Raw genomic sequence first — 26553 nt, 5'->3', positions numbered from 1 at the left:
AACATAATGGAGGGGCTCTCAGCAGTCAAGATGGCAGAGGTCCGTGACCCTGCATCTTGAACTGAGGCAGGAACTCCGTGGAGTCTGCTGTTGTGCTGTTGGATGATCTGAGAGGGACGTCAGTGGCCGGTCTTGCGGGCTCGGTCGGCGATCTTTTTGCGGAGACGGGCTTTTTCAAGACTGATTTCTGCTTCTTTGACTTCGGAGGGGAGGCCGCCGGCCTTGAGTCGTTCTTCGGCCTTCTCGAAGGCAGCCTGAGCCCGCTCCACGTCGATGTCTTCAGCCTTTTCGGCGATCTCGGCCATGATGGTCACTTTGGTCGGTGTGACTTCTGCGTAACCCCAGAGGACCGCCATATGGTTGGTCTGGTCCCCGACGCGATAGCGAAGCTCGCCGATACGCAACGTAGAAAGGAAATGGCAATGTCCCGGCAAGACGCCGAACTCACCCTCTGAGCCCGGTGCGATGACCTCATCCACCTGCTGGCTCAAGAGCAACTTATCCGGCGTCACCACTTCTAGTAAAATCTTCCCAGCCATCTTCTTCCTATTTCCTTACTTCACTCAGAAAGCGGGAGGAGCGATGCGTCCTCCCCTGCGCGCGTCCAACGAGGGTCTTCCGAGACCGCGCGTTGCGCGAGCAAGGAGGACGCTCGGTTCACCCGCTGCTTATACCTTCACTCCCATTTTCTCCGCCTTGGCAATCACTTCTTCGATCGGGCCGACCATGTAGAAGGCCTGTTCTGGGAGGTGATCGTATTTGCCGGCGAGAATCTCCTTGAAGCTCCGGACCGTGTCCTTGAGCTTCACGTACTTGCCCGGCGAGCCGGTAAAGGCTTCGGCGACATGGAACGGCTGTGACAGGAAGCGCTGAATCTTTCGCGCCCGGGCCACCGCCATCTTGTCGTCTTCCGATAATTCGTCCATGCCGAGAATGGCGATAATGTCCTGGAGGTCCTTGTACCGCTGCAAGACGGATTGCACGCCGCGCGCGACTTTATAATGATCCTCGCCGATGACTTGGGGATCGAGAATACGGGAGGTGGAGTCGAGCGGATCGACAGCTGGATAGATACCCAGCTCAGCTAACTGGCGCGACAACACGGTGGTCGCGTCCAAGTGGGCGAAGGCCGTGGCTGGCGCCGGGTCGGTCAGGTCGTCGGCCGGCACGTAGATGGCCTGGACCGAGGTGATCGATCCGCGCTTGGTCGAGGTGATGCGTTCTTGGAGTTGTCCCATTTCGGTCGAGAGGGTCGGCTGATAACCGACGGCGGATGGCATACGACCGAGCAAGGCAGACACTTCAGAACCGGCTTGGGTAAACCGGAAGATGTTGTCTACGAAGAGCAGCACGTCCTGGTTCTCTTCGTCACGGAAATATTCTGCGACGGAGAGTCCGGTTAAGGCGACGCGCAGACGGGCTCCCGGCGGCTCGTTCATCTGTCCATAGACCAACGAGACTTTGGACTTGCTGAAGTCCTTGGGATCGATGACCTTCGACTCCTGCATTTCGTGCCAGAGGTCGTTACCCTCACGGGTCCGCTCACCGACGCCGGCGAACACGGAGTAGCCACCATGGTGCAAGGCGATGTTGTTGATGAGCTCCATAATGATGACGGTCTTGCCGACACCGGCGCCGCCGAAGAGGCCGACCTTGCCGCCCTTGCTGTAGGGCTCTAGAAGGTCGATGACCTTGATGCCGGTTTCGAGGACTTCGGTCTTGGTGTCCTGATCTTCGAGTCTCGGCGCAGGCCGGTGAATGGGATAGGTCTTTGCCGTTTTGATCGGGCCCATCTCGTCGACCGGCTCGCCCAACACGTTCATCAGTCGGCCCAATGTTTCGCGGCCAACCGGCACAGAGATCGGCGCTCCGGTATCATGCACATCCATCCCGCGTGTGAGACCGTCGGTCGTGGACATCGCGATCCCGCGGACGCGGTTTTCACCGAGATGCAGCGCGACTTCAAGCGTGATGCGGACGGCGGGGGTGCCGGTGGCTTTATTCTCGTCCTGAATTACTTTGATGGCGTTGTAAATGTTTGGTAGTTGTCCGGGAGGAAACTCCACGTCGACGACCGGTCCAATGACCTGAATGACTTTTCCTATGCTCACGGCTCACTCCTTCTTCAACGTGGCGGACTATTTCAGCGCTTCGGCGCCGCCGACGATATCCATCAGTTCTTTAGTAATCGCGGTCTGGCGGGTCTTGTTGTAATGCAAGGTCACTTTCTTGATCAGTTGTCCGGCGTTGCGCGTCGCACCGTCCATGGCCGCCATGCGGGCGCCATGTTCCGCCGCGGCCGATTCCAGCAGAATGCGAAACGTCTGCGTCTGGAAATGTTTCGGAATAAAGACGTTTAAGAGTTCGGCTTCGTCCGGCTCATAGAAGTAGCTGCCTCCGGTCGTGCCTTCCGCCTGCGCGGCTCCGAACTCGGCTGCGGCATCGACGGGGAACAGTTTCTCCACGATCACGCGCTGCTGAATGGCGGATTTGAACTCGTTATAGACGATGTAGAGTTCGTCGAATGTGCCCTTGACGAAGTGGTCGGTCAGGTCGCTGCCGATATCGATGGCATGTTCGAACGTGAGCTTATCGAAGATGCCGGTCCACTCTTGCCTGATCGGCCAGGTGCGGCGACGAAAATAATCGCGCCCCTTACGTCCCACGATGCTCAAGTTGACTTGTAATCCACGGGCTTCGCATTCCCGCACGAACTCCGAACTCTTCCGCACGATATTGCCATTGAATCCGCCGCACAGCCCGCGATCGCTCGTGATGACGAGGACTTCGACTTTTTTGCCTTCGCGTTTTTGCAGCAGAGGGTGGGAGGCCCGGTTTACACGTTGGCTTAAGTTGCTGAGCACGCCACGCATTTTCAGGGCATAGGGCCTGGCAGCCAGAATGCGGTCCTGCGACCGTTTCAGCTTGGCCGCGGCCACCATCTTCATGGCCTTGGTAATCTTCTGCGTATTTTTAAACGCCGCAATTTTACGACGTAGTGATTGAAGGCTCGGCATGGTTTCTTGGCTTTCAGCAATCAGGCTTTCGCGTTCAGCTCAAGGCTGAAGGCGAGGCGCTGCGGCTACTTGGCGCCGTATCCCATCTTCTGTTTAAAGGTCGCGATGATTTCTTTCAGTCTGGCGCCAACCTTGTCGTCGATTTTTCCGATGCTGGCGATTTCTTTTTTCAGTTCGGGATGGTGCTGTTGGACATAGTGCAGCAGGTCGGCTTCAAACTGTTGCACTTTGTCGACGGCGACATCGTCCAGGTATCCGTTGACGCCGGAGTAAATCGACAGCACTTGATCGGCCACCGGCATGGGCTTGTATTGTCCCTGCTTGAGCAATTCCACCATGCGCACGCCGCGCGCGAGCTGCATCTGGGTCGCTTTATCGAGTTCGCTGCCGAACTGCGAGAAGGCCGCCATTTCGCGGTATTGCGCAAGGTCGAGCCGAAGGGTACCGGCCACCTGCTTCATGGTCTTGATCTGGGCCGAACCTCCGACGCGGGAGACGGAGAGACCGACGTTAATCGCGGGGCGGATACCGGAGTAGAACAGATCGCTCCCGAGATAGATCTGTCCATCGGTGATCGAAATGACGTTGGTCGGAATATAGGCGGATACGTCGCCGGCTTGCGTTTCAATGATGGGCAATGCGGTGAGGCTTCCCCCTCCGAGCGCATCACTGAGTTTGGCCGCGCGCTCCAATAACCGGGAGTGCAGATAGAACACGTCGCCAGGATAGGCTTCGCGGCCCGGCGGACGACGGAGCAAGAGAGACAACTGGCGATAGGCCACGGCATGCTTGGAGAGATCATCGTAGACGATCAGGGCATGCTTGCCGTTATCCCGGAAATATTCGCCGATGGCTGCGCCGGAGAAGGGCGCCAGGTACTGCATGGGCGCCGCATCGCTTGCGGTGGCCGCCACCACGATGGTGTATTCCATCGCGTGGTTCTCTTCGAGCGTCTTGACGACGCGAGCCACGGTTGAGCGTTTCTGCCCGATGGCAACATAGATGCAAAATACGTTGAGGCCCTTTTGATTGATGATCGTATCGACGGCGATGGCGGTCTTGCCGGTCTGCCGGTCGCCGATGATCAACTCACGCTGGCCGCGGCCGATAGGGATCATGGCATCAATGGCCTTGATCCCGGTCTGCAGGGGTTCGCGCACGGACTGGCGCGTGTTCACGCCGGGGGCCACGACTTCGATGCGGGATGAGAGGGTTGAATTGATCGGACCCTTGCCGTCGATGGGCTGGCCGATGGCGTTGACCACACGGCCGATTAAGGCTTCGCCGACCGGAACCTCTGCAATGCGTCCCGTGCGCTTGACCGGATCGCCTTCCTTGACCCCGACGTCATCGCCCATGAGGACGGCGCCGACATTGTCTTCTTCCAGGTTGAGCGCGATCCCGTAGAGGCCGCCTGGGAACTCGAGCATTTCGCCGGCCATCGCGCCGTCCAGACCATAGACCTTGGCGATGCCGTCTCCGACCTGGATGACGGAGCCGGTCTCCTTGACGTCGACCTGTTTGTCGAAGCCTTTGATCTTTTCTTTGATAATCGAACTGATTTCTTCTGCCTTGATCTGCATGGCTACTCCTTAGTCAACAAACTCTGCATCGCTTGTAACCGCCCACGGACGGTGCTATCGACCACCGTGCTCCCGAGCTGAATCTGAACGCCGGCGAGATGGCGGGCATCCGTGTGAAAGGTCACGTCAACCTGACGCTTGAGCATCTCGCGTAAACGAGTGCTGATTCGATCTTGTTCCGCTGAGGGCAGGGCCGCCGCGGAGGACACGGTAATTTGCTGGGTGCCTTTCGACGCATCGGCAAGCTTGGCGAAGGCCTCGGCGATTTCCGGGAGAAAGCCGACGCGATTCTTTTTCACCAACTGCGCGAGAAAGGTTTTTCCGACCGGCGGGCATCCCAGGCGTGAACCAAGTTCTGCGAGGACGGCGATCTTTTCTTCGGCGCCGAAGCTCGGCGAGGCCACGACATGGCGTAGCGAAGCGGAGTCCTTGATCGCGTCCCCCAGCCCCGTCAGTGCGGTGCGGGTCGATTCAATCGTGGATGCGTCGAGTAGCTCAAAGAGCGCCTGTGCGTAACGTCGCGCAACTGCTGTCTTTATCACTATGCTGGTCCGTTCGTTCTTCTTTTTGGCAAAAAGGAAACCTTCGTGCGTGTGCACGAAAAGTGGCGCGCCAAGTTAGCATTGGCAACGGAGAACTGTCAATACGATGCTGTGGGCGCGAAAGAAGTTAGAACGACTGGATGATGCCGCCGCCGAGCACGCGATCTTCTCGATAGAAGACTGCGGACTGTCCCGGGCTCAAGGCGCGCTGTGGCTCGTGGAAGAGAATGCGAAGGGCGCCATCTGAAAGGGGCTGGAGGGTGGCAGGGGCTGCAGGCGTGGCATAGCGGACCTTCACCGTTACGTCCGTTGCGCCGGTGAGTAGGGTGGGGTCGAAGAGATTCAGGTCCGCGACATCGCATTGATCGCGGCGCAGCGACTCTTCCGTCCCGAGGACAACCGTATTGGTGGCGGGCTGGACTTGCTGCACGTATAGCCTGCGGCCTGTCGCAATTCCGAGGCCCCGTCGTTGGCCTGGTGTATAGAAGGCGACCCCTTCGTGATCACCTAAATGTCGTCCCTCTTCGTCCACGAAGGCCCCGGACTTTTTGGCCGCAGGGGCTTCTTTCTCGATGAAAGTCCGGTAATCGCCATGGCTCACGAAGCAGATTTCCTGGCTTTCCTTCAATTCGTCGACAGGAAGGCCCAGGGCTTCCGCTTCCTTCCAGACATCGGCTTTTTGCATGGCCCCTACGGGAAAGAGCAAGCGAGAGAGCCAGGGCTGACGGAGGCGATAGAGAAAGTAGCTTTGGTCTTTCTTGGGATCGGTCGCCCGGTGGAGCGTCGGGAGGCCTTGGGATTCGCCAATGCGGACATAGTGGCCGGTGGCGACATAATTGATCCCGCGGGCATCCGCCAGTTCGATGAGACCGCGCAGTTTCACGCGCTCATTGCACCGGACGCAGGGATTGGGTGTGGTGCCATCGAGGTACCCGGCTAGAAAGTCGTCGATGACACCGGTCCGAAAGGTTTGCCTGGTGTCGACGACCTCATGCGGAATTTTCAAGGTTTGCGCTACGTAGCGGGCGATGCCGACTTTGCAGCAGCCGCGCTCCTCCCATTTTTTGGAGGCCGCCACCGTTTCGTCTTCATGTTCCCAGACCTGAAGCGTGACGCCCTGGACATCGTAGCCCTGGCGAACCAGGAGCGCTGCCGCAACGGAGCTGTCCACCCCACCGCTCATGCCGAGAAGAACTGTTGGACGAGTCATGGGGGCTATTGTACTGAGTGGGCAACGAAAGGGCTAGGGGGCTGGCCGTTAATGCGAGGATGCGGCAAGACCGTGGGGCGTGCCGATCGGCACGGCACGGTCGTCATGCAGGTGCTGGATGCCCATATCGCAGGTGCCTTGGAATTGCGAGCCCTCCTCGATGGCGATCACCGGGGTGCGGATCTCGCCGACCAGCAGGCCGGGCTTCAGAATCTGAATTTTCTCCGTGGCGGTGATCGTGCCGTTGATCTTGCCGCTATTGATGAGTGTGCCGGTCGATATGAGGCCCTTGATCACCGCATGCTCGCCGACGATCAGCGTCCCGATGATGTGGAGTTCGCCCTCGACGCGACCATCGATCTGAACGGTGCCGGTGAACGTCATCACGCCTTTGAAGTTCATGCTCTTGGCCATGAGCGTGAAGTTCTCGTCGGCGGATTCGGCGTGCTGGCCCCATTCCTTCATTGCCCACATCATGGCCTCCTGCGGCGCGGGCGGACCGCGCATAAGCCATTACCAGGGCGAAGGCATGAGGGCAATATACCTAGGTATATACGTGATCTAAGCATTCGCACGTTTCAATTCCGGCTGCGCGATGACGCCAACCTCGCGCGCCGGGATTTCCCGGGGAAGCGCGTGCGCTGCGCGAACCATTTCAAGGTCGCCATTGAACAGCACGCCGTCTTCTACGGACAGGACGGGCGTCTTCACGCTTCCGCTCACCACCGCCGGGTCGCGGAGCTTCACGCGCTCTTTGGCCACGATATCGCCGGTGATCTTTCCCTTGCAGATGATCGTTCCGGCCGTGATTTTGGCCTGAATGACGGCATTTTCCCCCACCAGCAGTATGCCGTCCGTGTGAATTTCCCCGTTGAGATAGCCGTCAATTCTGACCGTGCCGCTATAGGTGATGGTGCCGTTGAACTCGACGCCTTTTCCGACGAAGGCAATAATGCCCCCGGCATCTTTGGTCGCTGGGTTGGTTGTGAGATCCGTGATGTCGTCCCGTTCCTGTTCGACCGAATTCTGCACGTCTTGTTTCACGTCCCACATAATGAGTGCGCCTCCTCGAGTTAGTGCCAGTGTTTCACCGTGACCGCGATCCTGTATGCTTATATAGGATAGACGGTACGGACGAGCTGAATCATGAGTAAGAGAGCAATAAATATGCCCTCGCCAGCACGAGTGTTAAGGGCAGGAACGGGTGTGAATTAGCTCAGAAGGGTTTCAAGAATTCCGTCGAGCTCAGGCGGTGAGAAGTAGTGAATGACAATTTTCCCGCCGCGTCTGCCTTTTTGGATCGAGACCTTGGTGCCCAATCGTTTTTGCAGCCGCTCCTCGACGTCGAACCAGGGCGTCCGGCGGAGCTCTTTGGTCTTGCGATTCTTCGCAACTGGCGAGGCTTCTACGAGTTTTTCCGTCTCTCTCACCGATAATGTTTTGGTGACCACGAGCTTGGCGACCCGAAGCTGCTCACTTGGGTTCGAAAGACCAAGAATGACCTTCGCATGGCCCATGGAAAGCTGGTTCAGTTCGATGAGCTGTTGAACCTCTGAGGGCAGATTGATGAGGCGTACGATATTGGCGATGGAGGATCGTTCACACCCGACTCGTTGCGCAATTATGTCCTGCGTAAGCCCAAATTCGTTCATCATCCGATGGTAGGCCCTGGCCATTTCCATGGGGTTCAGGTCTGCCCGTTGAAGATTTTCCACCAGCGCCAGGACGACAGATTCTTCATCGCCGCAATTGCGAATGACCGCTTGAATCGTGTCGAGTCCCGCATCTTTTGTCGCGCGCCAGCGTCGTTCACCGGAAATGAGTTCGTAGATTCCGTCGCCCTTGCGGCGCACCAAAATTGGCTGCAACAATCCGCTTTGCTTCAGTGAGGCCGTGAGTTCCGCCAGTTCCTGCGGGGCAAACGTTTGTCTCGGCTGATACCGGTTGGGCACAATCGCATCGACCCGCAGATGCTGAATATCCGGCATGTCCGGGGTGGATGCAGGTTTGGCCGCAGGCAACAATGCGTCGAGCCCTCTACCGAGCGCTTTCTTCTCCATGACTCACAAACTCCTTGGCTAAAGACAAATAGGCCTGCGCCCCTGCCGACGCGACGTTATACAACATGGCCGGACGGCCGTAACTTGGAGCCTCGGCGAGCGTCACATTGCGGGGGATTACGGTGCTGTAGACGACGTCTTTGAAATGTGCGCGAACCTGCTCAACTACTTGACGCGCCAACGTATTCCTCGCATCAAACATTGTCAAGACGATCCCCTCCAGCTGGAGATCCTGGTTGAATGATTGGCGGACTCGTTCGATGCTGCCGACCAATCGGCTGAGCCCTTCCATCGCATAGTACTCACATTGAACCGGGACTAAAATGGTGCGGGCTGCGACGAGGGCGTTTACCGTCAGGATTCCCAATGTCGGTGGACAGTCGAGGAAGATGACGTCGAACAATGGCTCGATGTTTCGCAGGAATCGCTGAAGCAGTTTTTCTCGGTCTTCAACGTTCACCAGCTCTATTTCTGCCCCGGACAGGTCGGCATTTGCCGGCAAGAGCGACAGACCATTCACTTCGGTGGCGAGTACCGCGTCCTGGAACTTCACTTCATTGACCAGACAGTTATAGATCGTGGCTTGTAAGGACCTTGGGTCAACCCCTAGCCCGCTGGTGGCATTCCCTTGCGGGTCCATATCTATAAGGAGGACTCGTTTCCCCAGCAGCGCGATGCCAGCGGCAAGGTTCACGGCCGTGGTCGTCTTACCAACGCCACCCTTTTGATTCGCGATCGCAATAATTTTTGTCATTATGAGATTAAGTCGATCCTGTTCCACGTGGAACATAGACGTATGCATTTGATTGTATTATGAATTATTATTTTCAAGCACTGCAATAACTCTTTTCCCGGATGCTTGCGGCAAGAGAAAAGTTGTTTCTTTAACGAGATGAAATCCATCGCCAAGTTCATGATTTTGGATTGCTTCTGCTCGGTACAGGACGACTTTCCCTCTTGGGGCCAATAAGCTAGGAGCATGTTTTCTTATGTCTTCAAACTTCAATGCTCGTAGGACAATCATGTCAACAGTCGGATAAAGATGTTTTTTGGCATACTGTTCGATAGTACCATCAAATGTTGATATTCCGCGAAGTTTCAAGAGGCCAATTACCGAATTAAGAAATGAGCATTTTTTTTGAACTGGCTCAATGAGAACCAGCTGAAGGTCTGGCCTCATAATTTTCAGTGGAATGCCGGGAAATCCCCCGCCAGACCCCACATCAAGCACTAGGGCCTGTTCAGGAAAATTTGTCGCAACAAGCGCAGCAAGTGAATCAATGAAGTGTTTGATGATAATTTCGCTAGGTTCGACGATCGCAGTGAGATTAATCGTCTTATTCCACTCAATAAGTTGAGCAAGGTAACGTATGAATTGCTCGACTTGAACGCCCCCTATAGTAGTCAGACCGATTTCTTTTGCGGCGCTAACTATGAGTGCATGTAATTCTTGTTCATGTTCCACGTGGAACAATTACGTGAATCAGCAGATGAGGTCAAGACATTCCGGTGCTGGCCGAAAAATCTCAGTATTTATGGGTTTAAGGCGAGAGCTGTAAAAGATTATTCCGGTTGGATTCCCCCCTGTGTCTTTCGAGTGCTACAAGGAGAAGAGAAATTGCCGCTGGCGTGATTCCTGAAATTCTCGAGGCTTGACCAATGGATGCCGGGCGTACTTTCTTTAACTTTTCGCGAACCTCCCGTGAAAAGCCAGTTGTTTTATCGTAGTCGAAGCCGATGGGAATGGGCTTCGACTCAAGCTTTTTGAACCGCCCTATCTGTTGGAGCTGCCGTTTAATGTACCCGGAGTACTTGATTTGAAGCTCTATTTCTTCATATGTTTCAATGTCTTGCACTGAATCAATCTCAAGCGCTTCCAAAAGAGTCTTATAGCTAACACCCTGCCGCCGTAATAGCTGGGCAGCGGTGCAGGGCCCTGATATCTCTTCGATCTGAGCCTTCAATAAACGTTCACGAACGACTTCCGTGAGCCTAGGCCGAAACTCTTCGAGCCGTACCAACTCTGATTCAATGGCTTCTTGTTTGATCTGAAATTTGGCATAGACCTCATCGGAGATCAGGCCGGCCTTTTGTCCAATATCAGTTAATCGAAGGTCCGCATTCCCATGGCGCAGCAAGAGGCGGTATTCTGCCCGCGAGGTGAACATACGATAGGGCTCACGCGCGTCCTTTGTAATGAGATCGTCAATTAAAACACCAATATAGGCCTGTGATCGATCCAGCACCAAGGGAGGCTCTCCGCGCAGTTTCAAGACTGCATTGATCCCGGCCATGAGACCTTGAGCCGCCGCCTCTTCATAGCCGGATGTCCCGTTGATCTGTCCCGCATGGTAAAGACCGGCCAAGAGCTTGGTCTCCAGAGTCTGGTGCAATTGCCGTGGCGGAAAGTAATCATATTCGATCGCATAGCCAGGCTTGAGCATGGTGGCCTGTTCTAACCCTGGAATCGTTTTGAGCATGGCGGCTTGCACATCTACCGGGAGACTGGTGGATATGCCGTTGGGATAAAATTCCCTGCTTTCCAGTCCTTCCGGTTCGATAAAGATCTGGTGCCGCTCTTTATCGGCGAAACGGACGACCTTATCTTCGATCGAGGGACAATAGCGGGGCCCCACGGACTCAATGATGCCGCTGTAGAGCGGCGACCGGTCCAGGTTGCGTTGGATCAACTCGTGGGTTGCGCGACTGGTGTGAGTCAAATGACAGGGAAGCTGCCGGTTCACAATTCGGTCAGTCCGATACGAGAAGGGCGGCGGCGGATCATCGCCCGGTTGCGGTGCCATGACGGAAAAGTCGATGGTGGCCCCGTCCAAGCGAGGAGGCGTGCCGGTTTTGAGACGGCCCACTTCGAATCCCAGGTCGCGCATACAGTCTGATAGGTGTTCAGCCGAGGCCTCACCGGCCCGTCCGGCAGGGAAGTGGTTCAGGCCGATATGGATAAGTCCCTTAAGGAATGTGCCTGATGTCAGGATGACGGCCTTCGCCGAGATGTGCTCGCCGCGGCCGGTCACGACGCCCGTAATCGTACCGGCATGCGTCAGTAAGCGATCGACCGTGCCCTCGCCTATCGTGAGTCCCGGCTGCAGCCGCAACGTTTGTTGCATGGCCTCCCGGTACAGTTTCTTGTCGCATTGGACGCGGAGGGCTCGCACCGCCGGGCCTTTGCTCGTGTTGATGAAACGGAACTGGATGCCGGCTTGATCCGTATTCCGCGCCATCTCCCCGCCCAGCGCATCGATTTCTTTGACGAGGTGGCCCTTGGCGATGCCCCCGATTGCCGGGTTGCAGGACATCTGCGCGATGCGGTCGTGCTCCATCGTGAGCAGCAGGGTTCGCGCACCCATGCGCGCCGCAGCCAAGGCGGCTTCGCAGCCTGCATGGCCTCCCCCGACGACAATGACGTCAACCGCCTGTTCCACGTTCACACGCTCCTACTTGCCGATACAGAATTCTGAAAAGATCTGCGCCAAAATTTCGTCCGTCGTAATGGCCCCGGTAATTTCTCCGAGCGCGTCGGCTGCGGCTCGCACATCGATCGAGACGAGCTCACCGGCCATTCCGCCTTGCACGGACTCAAGAGCCTGGCTCAAGGATTCACCGGCCCGGTGCAATGCATCGCGATGCCGCACGTTCGTGACCGTGACGCTCTCCGCCGCCTCAAAGCCTCCGGAGACCAGCTGAGCACGAAGAGCCGACTTCACCGTTTCCACTCCCAGACCAGTCTTTGCCGAAATAGGATAGGTCGGGTGGCCCACCAGTGCGGCCTCCGTTGCCAGGGTCTGGGCAAGATCCGCCTTGTTCAGCGCCACGACATGCTTGCGATCGCGGACCGACTGCAAGAGGTTACGATCATCGTTCGTGAGAGGAGCAGTTCCATCCAGTACCACTAACACAAGATCGGCTTCGTCTTGCGCAGTGCGCGTCCGCTTGATCCCTTCCCGTTCGACGAGATCGTCCGTGTCCCGCAGCCCCGCCGTATCAATCAACCGAATCATCACTCCGTGAAGATCGATGGACTCCTCGATCACATCCCTCGTCGTTCCGGCAATGGCCGTCACAATGGCGCGTTCTTCTCGCAACAGACGGTTCAGCAAGCTGGATTTTCCGACATTCGGGCGTCCGAGAATGACGACGCGCGCCCCCTCCCGCAAGATCCGCCCCTCCTGCGCGGTGGCCTCGAGTTTTTGAACCACGGCATGGGCGCCTCGCACGATACGCACCAGCTCATCCCGTTGCAGAAAGGCGATATCTTCATCCACAAAATCGATCCCCGCCTCTACATGGGCCAGCAGGGTGAGGAGCGAGGACCTGGCCTGATCCACTTCGCGGGCGAGTTCACCCCGTAGATGGCGTTGGGCGATGTGGAGTCCGGCAGTCGATGTGGCCCTGATGGTATCGAGGACCGCTTCCGCCTGGGACAGATCCAGCCGTCCGTTGAGGAACGCCCGCTTCGTAAACTCTCCCGGCTCCGCCATCCGTGCGCCTGATTCGACACAGACCCTGCAGATCAGTTCCAGCACCAAAGCTCCGCCATGCGACTGAATTTCGACCACATCTTCTGCGGTAAATGAGCGGGGCGCCTTCATGTAGACCACGAGCGCTTCGTCGAGCAGGCCAGCAGCCTGCGTCCGATCGTGATCGAGCGCATGATCGTTCCGCTTGTCCGCTGCGGGAATCACCAGATCGGCGAGATAGAGCCTGTGCGAGGAGACCGATGTCAGGGGGCGATTGGAACGTAATCGAACGACCTGGGAGGCGACAGTGAGCGATTGGGGGCCGCTCAGACGAACGATCCCGATGCCGCCCTCGCCTGCGGGGGTGGCAATGGCACAGATCGTATCCTCAAGTCCTCCCTGCATGACGACTCTTTCGCTCTGCGCTGTTCCCCCGGCGCAGGCTCTGGATCCTGGGGGCGGTTATGACTTCGCGCTGCTCTGCTCAGGCCCTGCCAAGATGAGGGTTTTGTTGCGAAACAGAAACCGGTCCGTAAACACTTGCTGGGAGATGGTTAGGACATTGTTCGTCAGCCAATACAAGACCAGGCCCGCGGGAAAATTGACGAACAGGAAGGTCATGAACACCGGGAGCACCAACATGATCTTCGCCTGTGTCGGATCCATCGTGGTGGGCGTGATCTTCTGCTGGATCACCATGGTCGCTCCCATGATCACCGGCAACACATAGTAGGGATCCTGCACCGACAAGTCGGTAATCCAGAGCATGAAGGGCGCCTGGCGCAAATCGATCGTCATATAGAGGATGTTGAACAGGGCGACGAACACCGGCATCTGTAGAATCATCGGGAGGCAGCCGCCCACCGGATTTACTTTCTGGTCGCGATAGAGCTTGATCAATTCCTTGTTCAGCCGGTCCCGGTCATCTTTATACTTTTCCTGCACGGCCGCGACCTTGGGCTGGATCAGCTGCATCATCTTCATCGACTTGTAGCTCTTGTACTGCAACGGCACAAACAACAGTTTGATCGCCAACGTCAGGAGGATGATGGTGAGCCCATAGTTGTAGGTATAGTCGTGGATGAATCGCAGGACGTAGAAAATCGGCTTGGCCACCGACTTCACCACGGTCCAGCTGCCGAAGATGAACCAGCCGAAATCGATCGTATCTTCCAGGCCCACGTTCAATGAGCGGAGCGTGTCGTATTCCTTCGGGCCGGCATAAAGCTGGAGCGCGACCGAAGTCCCTGTGAGAGGCGCGGGCATCCGCACGCCGGCCGAGACCACCTTATCGCCTTCTTTTTTGGCCAGCGCGGAGGTCGCCTGTTTCGGCATCAAGACGGAAAGGAAGTACTTGTCCTGCAATGCGACCCACTGAACCGAGCCCTTCCGTTCAAGCTCCGTGTCCGGCGTTTCCTTTTCCGCCTTGTCGTCAACCAGCGAAGCCGATCCGATCAGGCCGATGAATCCTTCGCCCCATTCCACGATACCGAAGTTCGTGCCCAGGCCGACATCGTAGGGTTCGGTCACGCCTTCCAGGGCGACGGCGATATCCACCACATAACTATCGTGATGAAAGGTCAGCCGTTTCTCCACGCCGAGGTGGGTGACGGGATCGTGAAACTGCATCGTGACATGCCCGACGGGATGTGCGGCGTCCAGGATCGTGAAGTCTTGTTCAATACGGTAGAGACCTTCCCGAATCGTCTTTTCGATCTCGGCGTTCGCCACCGTAATCGAGAGGGGGCCTCTGAACTTTCCCCCTGAGTAGACGAGTTGTACCGGTTTCTCTTCAGGGGGCGCCGTATGGTAGCGCTTCAGCTCCCAGCTCTTGATTACTCCGCCACGATTCGAGAACCCGACCCGCACCAGATCCGTTTCAATCGTCACCGTCTGTTCCGTTGTTGCCGAGGGCACAACTGGCGAGGTCGCGTCAGGCTGTTGACCAGATTGGGTGGCGAGGCTCGCGCTGGGCGAACCGCTGCTCTGTCCCGTCGCATCGGCAGGAACCGAGTCCGGCTCAGCGGAGGAGGAGGAGCCACGAGCGGGCGAGTCCTGGACAGGAACTGGCTCAGGAAGCCAGCCCATCTGTTTGAGGAGCAGGTCGTAGCCCAGGATGATGGCTAACGAGAGAACGAGAAAGATGACGACGCGTTTTTCCATGACCACATGTTATCCGAGGTGAATAACCAAGAACCCTGTTACTTCACAGGGTCCATTCCTCCGGGATGAAACGGATGGCACTTCAGCAGGCGGCAGGCCGCAAGCCTCAGCCCGCGGAGCACCCCGTACTGACCGATTGCAGCACTCGCATATTCAGAGCAGGTCGGCTCGAACCGGCAGGCCGGTCCGAGGAACGGCGAGATCCAATAGCGGTAACCGGCAAGCAGAGCGAGACACCAATGGCGCATGCTAGGCCTCAGGGGGACGTAAGAGCCGTTGGCGCTGGAGCGATGACAGCCAGGCTTCTTTCAGGACGGCAAAGGGCTGAAGAATCGACTCCCGCTTGGGGAAGACGACAAGGGCTTGCCCTGGGATCAATTGATCTTGCATCTGCCGCGTGAGCTCCCGAAAAAGACGTTTCACGCGATTCCGGCTGACGGCGCCTCCGAATCGCTTGCCGACGACAATGCCGACACGGGAGCCGCTCACCTCAGTCTCGCAAATCATCATGTTAAAGAAGGCGGTCGAAATGCGGCGTCCGTGCTTCTTGGCATGCTCGATATCACGGCTGCGTTTCAGGAACAGATCCCTGTCAGTTCCACCCTGCGACATGACGATCATCCTGGGTGAGGGCCAGCTCGCACAGGAACTCTCTTCGAGTCCAGATTTCCGGATCTCGATCATGACCACCTGCCGTCATTCTGTGAAGGGAACGTCCTTGTTTGGGATATGTACCGGGGGCAAGATTCCTCGCGAAGCCTGCAGGGGTACCGCTCACTACTAGACGGTCAAGCGGGCCCGACCCTTCGCGCGACGACGAGCCAAGACCTTGCGGCCGTTCTTCGTGCTCATCCGTTTGCGAAATCCATGCTCACGTTTTTTCTTGAGGTTCGAGGGCTGTGCAGATGTAAACGACATAACAATCACTCCTTGCTAAGAATACTCACGGATGAACGGGGCATTATAGGGGCGGGGTTGCACCCTGTCAAATTGTTGTTCCTTCGAGGACGGTGTTTTGTGTCTGGGTTTGTGCGCGAGACACCGGCTGGAGGAGCGCAGCACCATCGAGAGCTCGTCCTTCGATAGGTACTATGATTGAGGCGCTTTTGTCGGTGACGGGCTAGACTGCCCCATCACTTTCGCGATATTTTCAGGGCATTCCAGGATAAAGCGTTGTAATATAAAGGCTTCATGCTGATTGCCATCGTGGATTTACTGGCATCACCCTTGCGAATTAGTTCTCATTCGACGCATCTTGTGCGCCAAGAGCGGGCGAGTCAACGAAGATAAACAGGAGCGCTGACCCTTAGTCGGCTTTTTAACAAGGAGAGAAACGATGAATACACGAGCAGCGATGTTGCCAGTCATGTGCGCCCTTTTGGTGCTTACGGCCTGCGCGAAGGCGCCGACGGAGCAGATCGCGGCGGCAGAGAAAGCCGTGACCGAAGCGCAGCAGAGCGGCGCCGCAACCTACGTCGCGGACGAATATGCCAAAATCGAAGGCACCATGGCCGCGCTCAAGAAAGAAGTGAGCGATCAAGACGGCAAGCTGGCGTTGCTCCGTGACTACGGGAAGGCCGAACAGCTCGCCGCCGCCGCCAAGAGCGATGCTGAACGGGTGAAAGTCGAAGCCGCGACGAAGAAGGAAGAGGCGAAAGCCGCCGCACTCCAGGCTCAACAAGTTGCGCAAGAGGCCGTGGCCTCCACGCTCGCACTCGTCGCCAAAGCGCCTACCGGAAAAGATCGCGCCGCATTAGAGTCGATCAAAGCCGATGCCGACGCGCTCAAGGAATCGCTCAATCAGGTGCAGGCAGCGATCGATGCCGCAGACTACCCAGCCGCACAAACCAAGGCGAAGGCCATTCACGAGAAGAGCCAGGCCGTGTCCCAGGAAATCGAGGCAGCGCTTGCCAAGATCGGAAAGGGAAAACCCTCTGCAGCGAAGAAGAAGTAAGATAGACTGATCCTATGTCTGGTCACTGTCCGCGAATCACATCGATGGTCTTGGGGTGGGGAGCCTTGGCGTTGGCCGGGCTGTTCACCGGCTGCGTCGAGGCCGTGCCTCAAGACGCGATCGAAGCGGTTGAAAACATTGATCGGGACCTCATGGAGTTGCGGGCGGCCGAGTTTTCCCCGGTCGACTATGCTCGGTTCGCCCACCAGTGGATGGCGCTGAAAAGCCGCGTTCAGGCCGACGAAGACCTGATTCGCTGGCCCTGGGAGCCCAACGACTTGGAACTCGCCCTGCGGCGGCTCCAGGAAGAAGGGTCCCAGACAGTTGCCCGCCTCACTAAAGAGCGCGAAGCGTTGCGCCATTCAGCGGAAAGTAAAATTGCCCAGGTCGAGGACCGATTCCGGGTGATGGCGGTGCAAGTCAGCGCCATTGATAGCCGGCTCGTGCTGGGGCAAAAACCAGTTGAGACCGATCTGCTCATGAAGCAGGCCCATGCCTTTTACGAGCAGGGCCAGTACGACCGTTCACTCGACGCGTCGGACCGGGCCGCACAGAATCTGGCCACGCAAGCGGTCTTGTTGGGCAATGAGTTCGGGCGGTACGCGGATCACGGGCGAATCAGCCGCTGGCAACAGATGGCCAAGGACACGATCGCCTGGTCTCGTACCCACCAAGCTTCGGCGATTGTGGTCAACAAGGCCGATCGCGTGCTGACCCTCTACCACAACGGACAGAAGGTCCTCTCCTATTCCGTCCGCCTCGGATTCAACGGCATTCGCGAGAAGCGCTATCAGGGCGATGGCGCCACTCCGGAGGGCCGCTACCGGATCAGCCGCAAACGCGGACAGGGGCAGACGCAGTTTTACCGCGCGCTGGTTCTGGACTATCCCAACGAAGAGGATCGACGGCGCTATCGGCTGGAACGAAAGACCGGGCAGATCCCGGCCTCGCGCGCCATCGGGGGGCAAATCGAAATCCACGGAGTCGAGAATGAGTTGATGGCCCAAACATTAGGGTGCGTCATGCTCGAGAATCCACAGATGACCCAGCTGTTTGATCGAGTCGAGAAGGGCACGCCAGTCACCATCGTTGGCGCGCTGCATGAGCAGAACTCCGTCGCACAGACGTTAGTGCTGCTGGGTGTTCAACGGGAAGAAACCTAACGGAGGACTCATGAAGCGCGTCCTCCTAGTTGTGTGGTCCGGCGTGATGGGCCTCTTCCTGGTCACCCTGGTGCAGAGCAGCGGCCTGCTGATCTCGAATGCGTCAACCGTCCGGCCAGCCACGGTCGACCCCGCGTCGTTGCGCGCGCTCCAAGCGCGCTATAAAACGCTCGCGAAGCAACTCACCCAGTTGATGCCGACGCAGCCCTATATTCTGGTCGATACGGCCCGCAATCATCTCTATATCAAACGGCAGGATCAGATCATGCTGGACGCGCTGGCCTCCACCGGCAGCGGCACGATCCTCGACAAGCCGGGCGATTCGAAGGGGCAGTGGATCTTCGATACCCCTCGGGGCGAATTTACCGTACAATCCCGGTTAACCAATCCTGTCTGGGTCAAGCCGGACTGGGCGTTTATCGAAGAGGGGCTCGCGGTTCCCAAGAGCCAGGCCGACCGTCTTGAGCCGGGCGTGCTCGGGGAGTATGCGCTCGGATTCGGGAAGGGGTACTTTATTCACGGGACGCTCTATACCCGCCTCCTCGGAAAAAATGTGACGCACGGCTGTATCAGACTGAACGACGACGATCTGAAGAGTGTGTATCGGCTTGCCAAGGTCGGCACACCGATCATGATTTTCTAACCTGCCGCATTGGCGCAGTCTCTATGACTTTTCTTTGCGCAACGTTCTCCATTTTCCTGTCACTGATTTCGGTAAGCTGGGCTGCCGAGCCGGAGGTCATCCCCCCAGGGGACTTTGCCGATTCCGCCGTGCTGCAAGAAGCCACCAGAGTGCTGGAAGAAGAGATCAAGCTCGCCGCCAGGCCACAGACCTACGTGCTCATCGATCTAGCGACCAACGTGATCCTGATTAAGGGGCGGGGCGTCGAACTCCACCGCAGTCCGATCGAAAGCTGGTCCGCCTCCGACCTCTCCCGACTTGCGGCTCTGTATCGCCTCCGTGAACGTCCGCAAGTCAATCGTCGTAAAATTGATCCCACGGCCGTGTCGGAGCAAGATCCCATTTCCCTGGTCAACATGCCGACCACGTTTACGCTCAAATTCTCCCCGCCTTTGACGATTCTCGTTCTCTCCAACACGGACGGCAATCCCTGGCAATGGACCTTGCAGCGAGGGCGAGTGTGGTGGCGCCGGCTCACGGCATGGGCACAGATCCTCCGGACAGGAGACACGTCGCCGCCCCCTCCCTCCCTCGATCTCACCGTTTCGCTCGATCATGCGCAGTCGCTCGCCTGGACGGTCACGGAAGGCATGCCCTTTCTCATCCGTCGTCCCACGCCATAGGGAGGCCTTATGTTTGTCTTTCGTTCGTCCGATATCTCTATGTTGAGAAACGATCGATGACCCGGAGCCGTATGAGAGTTGCAGACGGCATAGACGATTCTAGTGGATTGCGCGCCATGAAGCTCAAAACTGCCCAATCATTCTCTTTAGAACTACAAGCGCTGGTCACAGCGGCTCACGCGCGACTCACGGCATCCCATGCGGTTGAGCGGCTGTGGGCCCGCGATCATCGGCTGTGGAAAGAAGACCTGACCGACATCGCCAACCGCCTCGGCTGGCTGACCATCGTCGGGGATATGAAAGAACAAACCGAGGAGTTGCACGTTTTCGCGAATTCCGTGAGGGATCGCGGTATTCGCGATGTGGTCCTTCTTGGTATGGGCGGCAGTAGTTTGGGCCCGGAAGTGTTGCGCGCCTCATTTGGATCGAGCCGCGGCTTTCCGCGCTTATGGGTCCTCGACTCCACGATCCCCGGTTGGGTTCGACAGGTCACGCAGGCCATCGATCCGGCTCGCAGCCTGTTCATCCTCGCCAGCAAGTCCGGCGGGACCATCGAGGTCCTATCTCTCTTCGCTCACTTTTGGGAGCTCGTGCATCAGACTCCGGGCCATCAAGGAGGCGAGCAGTTTATTGCCATTACCGATCCCGGCACCGGGTTGGAAAAACTGGCAGCGGAACATCGGTTCGGTCGCGTTTTTACCAGTCCCGCCGACATTGGTGGACGGTATTCGGTGCTCTCCTATTTTGGATTAGTCCCGGCGGCCTTGCTGGGGATCGATGTGGCGCAGTTGCTGGCACGGGCTGCCATGATGGTTCGCATCTGCCAGGTCCAGACCCCCCTCGCTGACAATCCAGGCGCAGATCTTGGCGCGACGATGGCCTCATTGGCGCAAGCGGGACGCAACAAGGTCACCATTATTGCCTCACCTCAGATCGCAGCCTTTGGCCTCTGGGCAGAGCAACTGCTCGCGGAAAGCACGGGCAAGGAAGGTACCGGCCTGATTCCTGTCGCGAACGAACCGAGCGTGTCATCGAAGGCCTATGGCCAAGACCGGTTGTTCGTGTATCTCCGGCTGAAGAAGGATCAGAATAGACCCCTCGATCGGCAAGTCGCCAAGCTTGCCAGACAAGGTCATCCCGTTCTGACCATCACGCTCCAAGACCGGTATGATCTCGCGGGAGAATTTTTCCGGTGGGAAGTGGCCACGGCCGTGGCCGGTCATCTCCTGGGGATTCAGCCCTTCGATCAACCGAACGTTCAGGAAAGCAAAGACAACACGGCCCGCGTGCTGAAAACCGTTCAGTCCACCGGCAAGTTGCCGAAGCAGACCACCGTCACTCCGGCTCAAGCCGCGGCACAGCTCAAACGGCATTGTCGCCCCGGCATCTATGTCGCCATCCTGGCCTACACGACGCCCTCTCCAAAGATGGAGCAGACCATTCGTGCGCTACGGCGAGCGCTCGTCTCCCATCACCATGTGACCACGACGGCCGGCTATGGACCTCGCTACCTCCATTCGACGGGCCAGCTTCACAAAGGAGGTCCTGACAGCGGACTCTTTTTGCAGCTTATCGATCAGATGAGCCCAGATCTCGCGATCCCGGGAGCAGCATTCACGTTTGCGACGCTCGCGCGAGCCCAGGCAACCGGCGACATTCAGGCCTTGCACGCGCATGGGCGGGAGGCCATCGTGATGCCGCTGGGGAAGAACCCGCTTGCGGCGATTCAGGCCTTGACGAAATCTCTCGCGCCCCGCACAAAGGCCCGGGTTTCAACTAGCACGAGCCGTAAGGGCAGGGGCACCAGTAAAAAGTAAGATGGCCGGCACCTCCGAGATCCGCCTCTCTTCCGATCGTCAGACCTGGGCCGCGACCGCCGCTGAATTCGTGCAGTCGGTGGGCCTGGAGGCCGTCCGCGAGAAGGGGCAGTTCTTCATCGCCCTCTCCGGTGGTGCGACGCCGGCACTCCTCTATGAAGCCCTGACCTCTCCCGCGTTTGCCGGCCGTTTCGATTGGTCGCGCACCACATTTTTTTTCGGCGACGAACGTTGCGTCCCTCCGGATGATCCCCGGAGCAATTACGCCTTGGCGAACAAGGCCCTCTTTATTCCTCTGAACATTGTTCCGTCACAAGTCTGTCGTATGGCGGGGGAATCCCGCGACCAGCAGGCGGCGGCGGCTGAATATGAACAGCACCTGCGCCGCGCCACGAAGACTCCCGCCCCTGCCATGCCCCAGCTCGATCTCATCCTTCTGGGGCTGGGAGAGGATGGCCATATCGCGTCTCTCTTTCCCGGATCGCCAGTCTTGCGGGACCGTCAGAACGTGATCGCGGTGACGCAATCTCCAAAGGATCCCCCAACCAGATTGACCATGACCCTAGGTGTGATCAACCGGGCGAGTGTGGTACTGTTTCTCGTCGCGGGAGCCGGCAAAGCCGGAGTCGTGAGCGCCATTCTCGATCCGAAGACCGAGGCGGACCGGCAGCGCCCGGCATCGTTGGTTGCGCCGGACGAGGGCCGCCTTATCTGGCTGCTCGACCCGGCGGCTGCCGCAGGGCTGTCGAGAGATCGAGTGAGCATGATCGTACGTGAGGACTAGATGATTGTTGCCGGTGATATCGGGGGCACGAAAACTCACTTAGCCCTCTTCGATTGGAAGAAGGACCGCGTCGACCCCATCCGGTTGGAATCGTTCCATAGCGCCGACTACACCTGCCTTGAGGACATGCTCGCGGAGTTTCTTGTTCCGCCGAAACCTCCGACGCCCATCGACGAATACGAAGCTGAAAAAAACACTATTGAGGAACCGGAAGAGGAACGTCCGGCGGAAGAACCGCTGAAGATCGACGCAGCCTGTTTCGGCATCGCCGGCCCAGTCATTCAGAACCATTGCCAGACGACCAACCTTCCCTGGGTGGTGGATGGCGCGGCATTGGCCAAACATTTCGACATCCCGAACGTGCGGCTCCTCAACGATCTCGAAGCCATGGCCCACGGCATTCTGCTGCTGCGATCCGACGAAGTCGAAGTCCTCAATGCCGGCACGCCACCGCCCCATAATCAGGCGCTCGCCCTGATCGCAGCGGGAACGGGGCTGGGTGAGTCCATCCTCTGTTGGAACGGCTCGCGCTATCAGCCCATGCCGTCGGAAGGCGGCCATGCGGACTTCGCGCCGAACAACGACAATGAGATCGAGCTCCTGCGTCATCTGCGTGGCCATTACCTGCACGTCAGTTACGAGCGGGTCCTATCAGGGCCGGGCCTGCATGCGATCTACGACTATGTCCGCGACAGTAAGAAGAACGAGCCGACCTGGCTCTCAGAGCAAATCAAGGCTGGTGACCCGGCGGCGGTCATCGCAGAAGCAGGCCTCAAGGGGCAGGCAGAAATCGCCAAATTGACGCTCGACCTGTTTGCGTCGATCTATGGAGCAGAAGCCGGCAATCTTGCGCTGAAGGCCATGTCGCTCAACGGCGTCTATCTGGGCGGAGGCATGGCGCCCAAGCTGCTCGCCAAACTGAAGGACGGGACATTCATGAAGTCGTTCACCAACAAGGGCCGCTACAAACGGTTGATGAGTTCGATTCCGGTTAAAGTCGTGATGAACCAACAGACTGCCTTGCTCGGCGCCGCATCGTTCGCCGCCCACCTCGCCAGGCAGGCGTCATAATGGCGATGGATCTGGATGAATTGAAACGGGCGGCGGCGTTGAAAGCCGTCGAGTACGTGCGCGATGGCATGGTCGTAGGACTGGGCACCGGCTCCACGGCGAAACATATGGTCATGGCGCTGGGGGAGAAGGTCCGCGCCGGCATGAAGCTCCGCGGAGTGCCCACGTCCAAGGAAACGGCGACGCTTGCCAGGGAGCAGGGCATCACCCTCATCGATGCGGACAATGCCTGGGTGATCGATGTCGCAATCGACGGAGCGGATCAGGTCGATCCAGCCTTCAACCTCATCAAGGGCGGCGGCGGCGCATTGCTAAAAGAAAAAATTGTCGCAGCTTCGACTAAACAGTTCATTGTTCTGGTCGATCATACGAAGCGAGTGCCGGTATTGGGAGGCTCCTTCCCGCTCCCGATCGAAGTGATTCCCTTTGGCTGGGGCAGCACTGCCAGAGAAATTGAAGCGCTCACGAAGAGTCCTGTGGTGCTCCGGGAGCGGAACGGAAAGCCGTTCAATACGGAAGCAGGCCACGTGATTCTGGATGTCCATCTGGCACGGATCGACAACCCGCGCGAATTGGAGATCGCCCTGAACCTGATTCCTGGAGTCGTCGAGACCGGTCTTTTTGTCGGACGAACGGATCTGCTCATTGTCGGCACAGCCAACGGAGTTGAGACCTATCCTGCGACGAGGACATGAACGAGCCGGTCGATCGGCGATAGCCCATACCGTTCTCGCATGAAGAACGTCCGCTTCCTCTTGCCCTCCACTCCCACAGTTTTCGCACAAGAAGCCGTGAACGGCCGAAAGGTAAGGTTATGAACCAGGACTCTTCTTCAGGCCAACTCGATCCCTATAGGCTTCCGAGGCAGGTGGTCCCGACTCGCTATGACCTGCGATTGGAACCTGACCTGACTGCTGCGACGTTTGCCGGACAGGAGACCGTAACCCTGGCCATCTCTCGTCCGACGTCGGATATCTTCCTCAATGCGATTGAGCTCGACATTATTTCGGCCAAGATCGAAGGCATGCCGGGTCATGCGCAACAGGCGACGATTGTGCTGGATGAACCGCTTCAGCGATGCCGTTTTACTTTTGCCCAGCCCCTGTCGGCCGGGACCTGGAGGCTGACGATCCTATTCAGCGGGACACTCAACGACAAGCTGCGCGGCTTTTATCGCAGCACCTACAAAGACGAGCAGGGCGCGACACACAACATGGCCGCGACGCAATTCGAAGCGACCGATGCCAGGCGGGCCTTTCCCTGCTGGGACGAACCGGACTTCAAGGCCATCTTTGCCACCACGCTAGTCATCGATCCGGCCTTGACCGTTGTCTCCAACAGCACGATCACATCGGAAACGGTGGAGGGAGGGAAGAAGGTGGTGCGTTTCGCCGACAGCATGAAGATGTCCACGTATCTGGTAGCCTTCATCGTCGGCAAGATCGAACCGACCGAACCGACGATGGTTGGCCAGACCCCGTTGCGCCTCTGGGCCGTCCCGGGGAAAAAGCATCTCGCCACATTCGGTCAAGATATTGCTGCTGCGTCGCTCTCATTTTTTGAAACCTACTACGGCATCCCCTATCCCGGCGACAAGCTGGACTTGCTCGCCATTCCAGATTTCGCCTCGGGCGCCATGGAAAATCTTGGCGCCATCACCTATCGGGAAACGGCCTTGTTGGTTGATCAGCAGAGCGCCACGCATGGAGAGCTGGAACGAGTGGCCGACGTGGTGGCTCATGAAAATGCGCATATGTGGTTCGGCGATTTAGTCACCATGTCCTGGTGGAACGGACTCTGGCTCAATGAAGCCTTCGCCACCTTCATGGAAATGATGGCCGTGGATGTGTGGAAACCGGAATGGAAGCGGTGGGACAGTTTCGGCGTCTCGCGCGCTGCGGCCTTTTCCGTGGACGGACTCCAGAGCACCAGGCCGATTGAGTATCCGGTGCAGGCCCCCAAGGATGCCGACGCGATGTTCGATGTCCTGACCTATGAAAAGGGCGCGTCGGTCCTGCGCATGTTGGAGCAGCACATCGGTCCGACGGTCTTCCGCGACGGGGTCCGCGACTATTTGCAGGCCCATGCCTATGGGAACGCGGATACGAACGATCTCTGGGTGTCGCTGGGGAAGATCGCCAAACAGCCGGTGCCGGAACTGATGAACGGCTGGATTTTCCAGCCGGGCTTTCCCCTCGTGACGGCCAAGGTGAGTGGGTCATCCGAACTGACCATCACCCAACAACGGTTCAGCTATTTGAGCGAGACCCAGTCGGGTGGATCGCATGACCAGCTGTGGCAGGTTCCGCTCCAGATGCGGGTCATTGCCAATGGCCAGACCAGCACCTCCCGCCTGTTGCTAACGGAGCAGGAGACGACCGTTGCGCTCCCGCAAGGCTGGGAGTCCCTGCTGCTCAATGAAGGGGGCCACGGTTTTTACCGAGTGCGATATGAGTCGGATTTGCTCGGCCGGCTTCTGAACGGAGGTCTCGATCGCCTCGCCGTTACGGAACGGTTCAACCTCGTCAACGATGCCTGGGCCACGACCGTCGCAGGCCTCATGTCCCTCACGGACTATCTCGACCTGACTGGCCGTTTCATGGCTGAGCGGGACAAGAATGTTTGGGCCGTCCTGCTGGATTCCTTTTCGTTCCTTAACAAGATCGTCGCAACGGAGGATCGCCCGGCATTGGAAGCCTTCGTGCGCGCGCGAGTTGGTCCGGCTGTTGCAGAGCTAGGTTGGGCGCCCAAGAGCGACGAGAGCGAAGGGGCGAAACAGTTGCGGGGCGACTTGATCGGGGCCCAGGGAAAACTCGGCAATGATCCGGCCATGCAAGCTCGCGCGGCAGAGCGGTACCAGGCCTATCGAAAGGACGCGACGGCGGTCGATCCCAATATCGTGCCGGCGCTCGTGGCGATCCTTGCCCATCGGGGCGACGAGGCCCGGTACGATGAGTTTGACGCAGGGTTTCGCGCCGCCTCCACACCACAAGAAGAACGGCGGTATCTCTTTTCGCTTGCGACATTCCAACAGAAATCCTTGCTCGAACGGACCCTCGCCCGCACCATTAGTGGAGAGATCCGTACCCAGGATGCGCCGTTCCTCGTCAGTGCGGTCCTGGGCAATGTCTCTGGCAGAGAGCTGGCCTGGGATTTTGTCAAGGCGAACTGGGAGAAGATGGATCAACTATTCCCCAAGCAAGGGCTGCGGCGCATGTGTGGTGGCATCGTCAACCTTGCCACTCCGGCGCTTGAACGGGATGTGCGGGATTTTTTCACGACTCGTCAGATCGACTTGGGCGGGAAAACATTGGAACAGTATTTGGAGCAGCTCAAGATCATGGTGACGGTGCGAGAGCGGGATGGAGCAGCGTTGCGCCGCTATCTTCAGACTGTCCGCTGACGCGCC

General features: G+C 58.0%; 26 protein-coding genes. 9 read left to right on the top strand and 17 right to left on the bottom strand.

Annotated elements, in window-relative coordinates:
- Window positions 1-119 precede the first annotated feature (119 nt).
- The 17 genes from NT179_11390 to rpmH all read right to left on the bottom strand — a co-directional run bounded on the left by NT179_11390 (window position 120) and on the right by rpmH (window position 15968).
- On the bottom strand, window positions 120-539 hold the full coding sequence (locus NT179_11390; protein ID MCX5722611.1) for a F0F1 ATP synthase subunit epsilon: 420 nt from the start codon (window positions 537-539) through the stop codon (window positions 120-122).
- A 129-nt stretch (window positions 540-668) separates the two neighbouring features.
- Window positions 669-2111 (bottom strand): F0F1 ATP synthase subunit beta, encoded by a 1443-nt coding sequence (gene atpD, locus NT179_11385; protein MCX5722610.1) that lies wholly within the window; start codon window positions 2109-2111, stop codon window positions 669-671.
- Between the two features lie 27 nt (window positions 2112-2138).
- Entirely contained in the window at window positions 2139-3017 is an 879-nt protein-coding gene (gene atpG / locus NT179_11380) for an ATP synthase F1 subunit gamma (protein MCX5722609.1), read from the bottom strand.
- Window positions 3018-3082: 65 nt separating this feature from the next.
- Window positions 3083-4600, bottom strand: coding sequence for a F0F1 ATP synthase subunit alpha (gene atpA, locus NT179_11375; GenBank protein MCX5722608.1), 1518 nt, complete (start codon window positions 4598-4600; stop codon window positions 3083-3085).
- 2 nt (window positions 4601-4602) lie between these two features.
- A complete protein-coding gene (gene atpH / locus NT179_11370; GenBank protein ID MCX5722607.1) occupies window positions 4603-5142 on the bottom strand; it encodes an ATP synthase F1 subunit delta in 540 nt (179 codons plus the stop codon).
- A 127-nt stretch (window positions 5143-5269) separates the two neighbouring features.
- Window positions 5270-6352, bottom strand: a complete 1083-nt coding sequence (gene mnmA / locus NT179_11365; protein MCX5722606.1) for a tRNA 2-thiouridine(34) synthase MnmA — start codon at window positions 6350-6352, stop codon at window positions 5270-5272.
- A gap of 48 nt (window positions 6353-6400) precedes the next feature.
- Window positions 6401-6829 (bottom strand): polymer-forming cytoskeletal protein, encoded by a 429-nt coding sequence (locus NT179_11360; GenBank protein ID MCX5722605.1) that lies wholly within the window; start codon window positions 6827-6829, stop codon window positions 6401-6403.
- 84 nt (window positions 6830-6913) lie between these two features.
- Window positions 6914-7405 (bottom strand): polymer-forming cytoskeletal protein, encoded by a 492-nt coding sequence (locus NT179_11355; GenBank protein ID MCX5722604.1) that lies wholly within the window; start codon window positions 7403-7405, stop codon window positions 6914-6916.
- 158 nt (window positions 7406-7563) lie between these two features.
- Window positions 7564-8412 (bottom strand): ParB/RepB/Spo0J family partition protein, encoded by an 849-nt coding sequence (locus NT179_11350; protein ID MCX5722603.1) that lies wholly within the window; start codon window positions 8410-8412, stop codon window positions 7564-7566.
- On the bottom strand, window positions 8390-9166 hold the full coding sequence (locus tag NT179_11345; GenBank protein ID MCX5722602.1) for a ParA family protein: 777 nt from the start codon (window positions 9164-9166) through the stop codon (window positions 8390-8392). Before NT179_11345 ends, NT179_11350 begins: the two co-directional genes overlap by 23 nt.
- 57 nt (window positions 9167-9223) lie before the next feature.
- Entirely contained in the window at window positions 9224-9877 is a 654-nt protein-coding gene (rsmG, locus tag NT179_11340) for a 16S rRNA (guanine(527)-N(7))-methyltransferase RsmG (protein ID MCX5722601.1), read from the bottom strand.
- Window positions 9878-9953: 76 nt separating this feature from the next.
- Window positions 9954-11858 carry a tRNA uridine-5-carboxymethylaminomethyl(34) synthesis enzyme MnmG gene (mnmG, locus tag NT179_11335; protein MCX5722600.1) on the bottom strand — a complete coding sequence of 635 codons (1905 nt, stop codon included), beginning with the start codon at window positions 11856-11858 and terminating at the stop codon, window positions 9954-9956.
- 6 nt (window positions 11859-11864) lie between these two features.
- Window positions 11865-13292 carry a tRNA uridine-5-carboxymethylaminomethyl(34) synthesis GTPase MnmE gene (gene mnmE, locus NT179_11330; protein ID MCX5722599.1) on the bottom strand — a complete coding sequence of 476 codons (1428 nt, stop codon included), beginning with the start codon at window positions 13290-13292 and terminating at the stop codon, window positions 11865-11867.
- A 57-nt stretch (window positions 13293-13349) separates the two neighbouring features.
- The gene (gene yidC, locus NT179_11325) at window positions 13350-15050 is read right to left on the bottom strand and encodes a membrane protein insertase YidC (GenBank protein ID MCX5722598.1); all 1701 of its coding nucleotides are present in this window, start codon (window positions 15048-15050) and stop codon (window positions 13350-13352) included.
- Window positions 15051-15088: 38 nt separating this feature from the next.
- A complete protein-coding gene (yidD, locus tag NT179_11320) occupies window positions 15089-15298 on the bottom strand; it encodes a membrane protein insertion efficiency factor YidD (protein ID MCX5722597.1) in 210 nt (69 codons plus the stop codon).
- A 1-nt stretch (window position 15299) separates the two neighbouring features.
- Window positions 15300-15662 carry a ribonuclease P protein component gene (rnpA, locus tag NT179_11315; GenBank protein MCX5722596.1) on the bottom strand — a complete coding sequence of 121 codons (363 nt, stop codon included), beginning with the start codon at window positions 15660-15662 and terminating at the stop codon, window positions 15300-15302.
- A 168-nt stretch (window positions 15663-15830) separates the two neighbouring features.
- Window positions 15831-15968, bottom strand: a complete 138-nt coding sequence (gene rpmH / locus NT179_11310; GenBank protein MCX5722595.1) for a 50S ribosomal protein L34 — start codon at window positions 15966-15968, stop codon at window positions 15831-15833.
- A 418-nt stretch (window positions 15969-16386) separates the two neighbouring features.
- Here rpmH and NT179_11305 point away from each other — a divergent pair, with 418 nt between their 5' ends.
- From NT179_11305 to NT179_11265, 9 genes are all read left to right on the top strand, one after another.
- Window positions 16387-17004: a hypothetical protein gene (locus tag NT179_11305; protein ID MCX5722594.1), complete on the top strand. Its 618-nt coding sequence runs from the start codon at window positions 16387-16389 to the stop codon at window positions 17002-17004.
- Window positions 17005-17018: 14 nt separating this feature from the next.
- Window positions 17019-18167 (top strand): L,D-transpeptidase family protein, encoded by a 1149-nt coding sequence (locus tag NT179_11300; protein ID MCX5722593.1) that lies wholly within the window; start codon window positions 17019-17021, stop codon window positions 18165-18167.
- 10 nt (window positions 18168-18177) lie between these two features.
- Window positions 18178-18810, top strand: coding sequence for a L,D-transpeptidase (locus NT179_11295; protein ID MCX5722592.1), 633 nt, complete (start codon window positions 18178-18180; stop codon window positions 18808-18810).
- A 23-nt stretch (window positions 18811-18833) separates the two neighbouring features.
- Window positions 18834-19472, top strand: coding sequence for a hypothetical protein (locus NT179_11290; GenBank protein MCX5722591.1), 639 nt, complete (start codon window positions 18834-18836; stop codon window positions 19470-19472).
- A gap of 116 nt (window positions 19473-19588) precedes the next feature.
- The gene (locus NT179_11285) at window positions 19589-21289 is read left to right on the top strand and encodes a glucose-6-phosphate isomerase (protein MCX5722590.1); all 1701 of its coding nucleotides are present in this window, start codon (window positions 19589-19591) and stop codon (window positions 21287-21289) included.
- Between the two features lies 1 nt (window position 21290).
- Window positions 21291-22073 carry a 6-phosphogluconolactonase gene (gene pgl / locus NT179_11280; protein MCX5722589.1) on the top strand — a complete coding sequence of 261 codons (783 nt, stop codon included), beginning with the start codon at window positions 21291-21293 and terminating at the stop codon, window positions 22071-22073.
- A complete protein-coding gene (glk, locus tag NT179_11275) occupies window positions 22074-23144 on the top strand; it encodes a glucokinase (protein ID MCX5722588.1) in 1071 nt (356 codons plus the stop codon).
- A complete protein-coding gene (gene rpiA, locus NT179_11270; protein MCX5722587.1) occupies window positions 23144-23839 on the top strand; it encodes a ribose-5-phosphate isomerase RpiA in 696 nt (231 codons plus the stop codon). The genes glk and rpiA overlap by 1 nt, the downstream gene beginning before the upstream one ends.
- Before the next feature lie 119 nt (window positions 23840-23958).
- Entirely contained in the window at window positions 23959-26547 is a 2589-nt protein-coding gene (locus tag NT179_11265; GenBank protein MCX5722586.1) for a M1 family metallopeptidase, read from the top strand.
- The last annotated feature ends 6 nt before the right edge of the window (window positions 26548-26553 follow it).

The organism is Nitrospirota bacterium, assembly GCA_026387665.1.
Classification (GTDB): domain Bacteria; phylum Nitrospirota; class Nitrospiria; order Nitrospirales; family Nitrospiraceae; genus Palsa-1315.
This window is presented reverse-complemented; position numbering and strand designations above follow the sequence as displayed.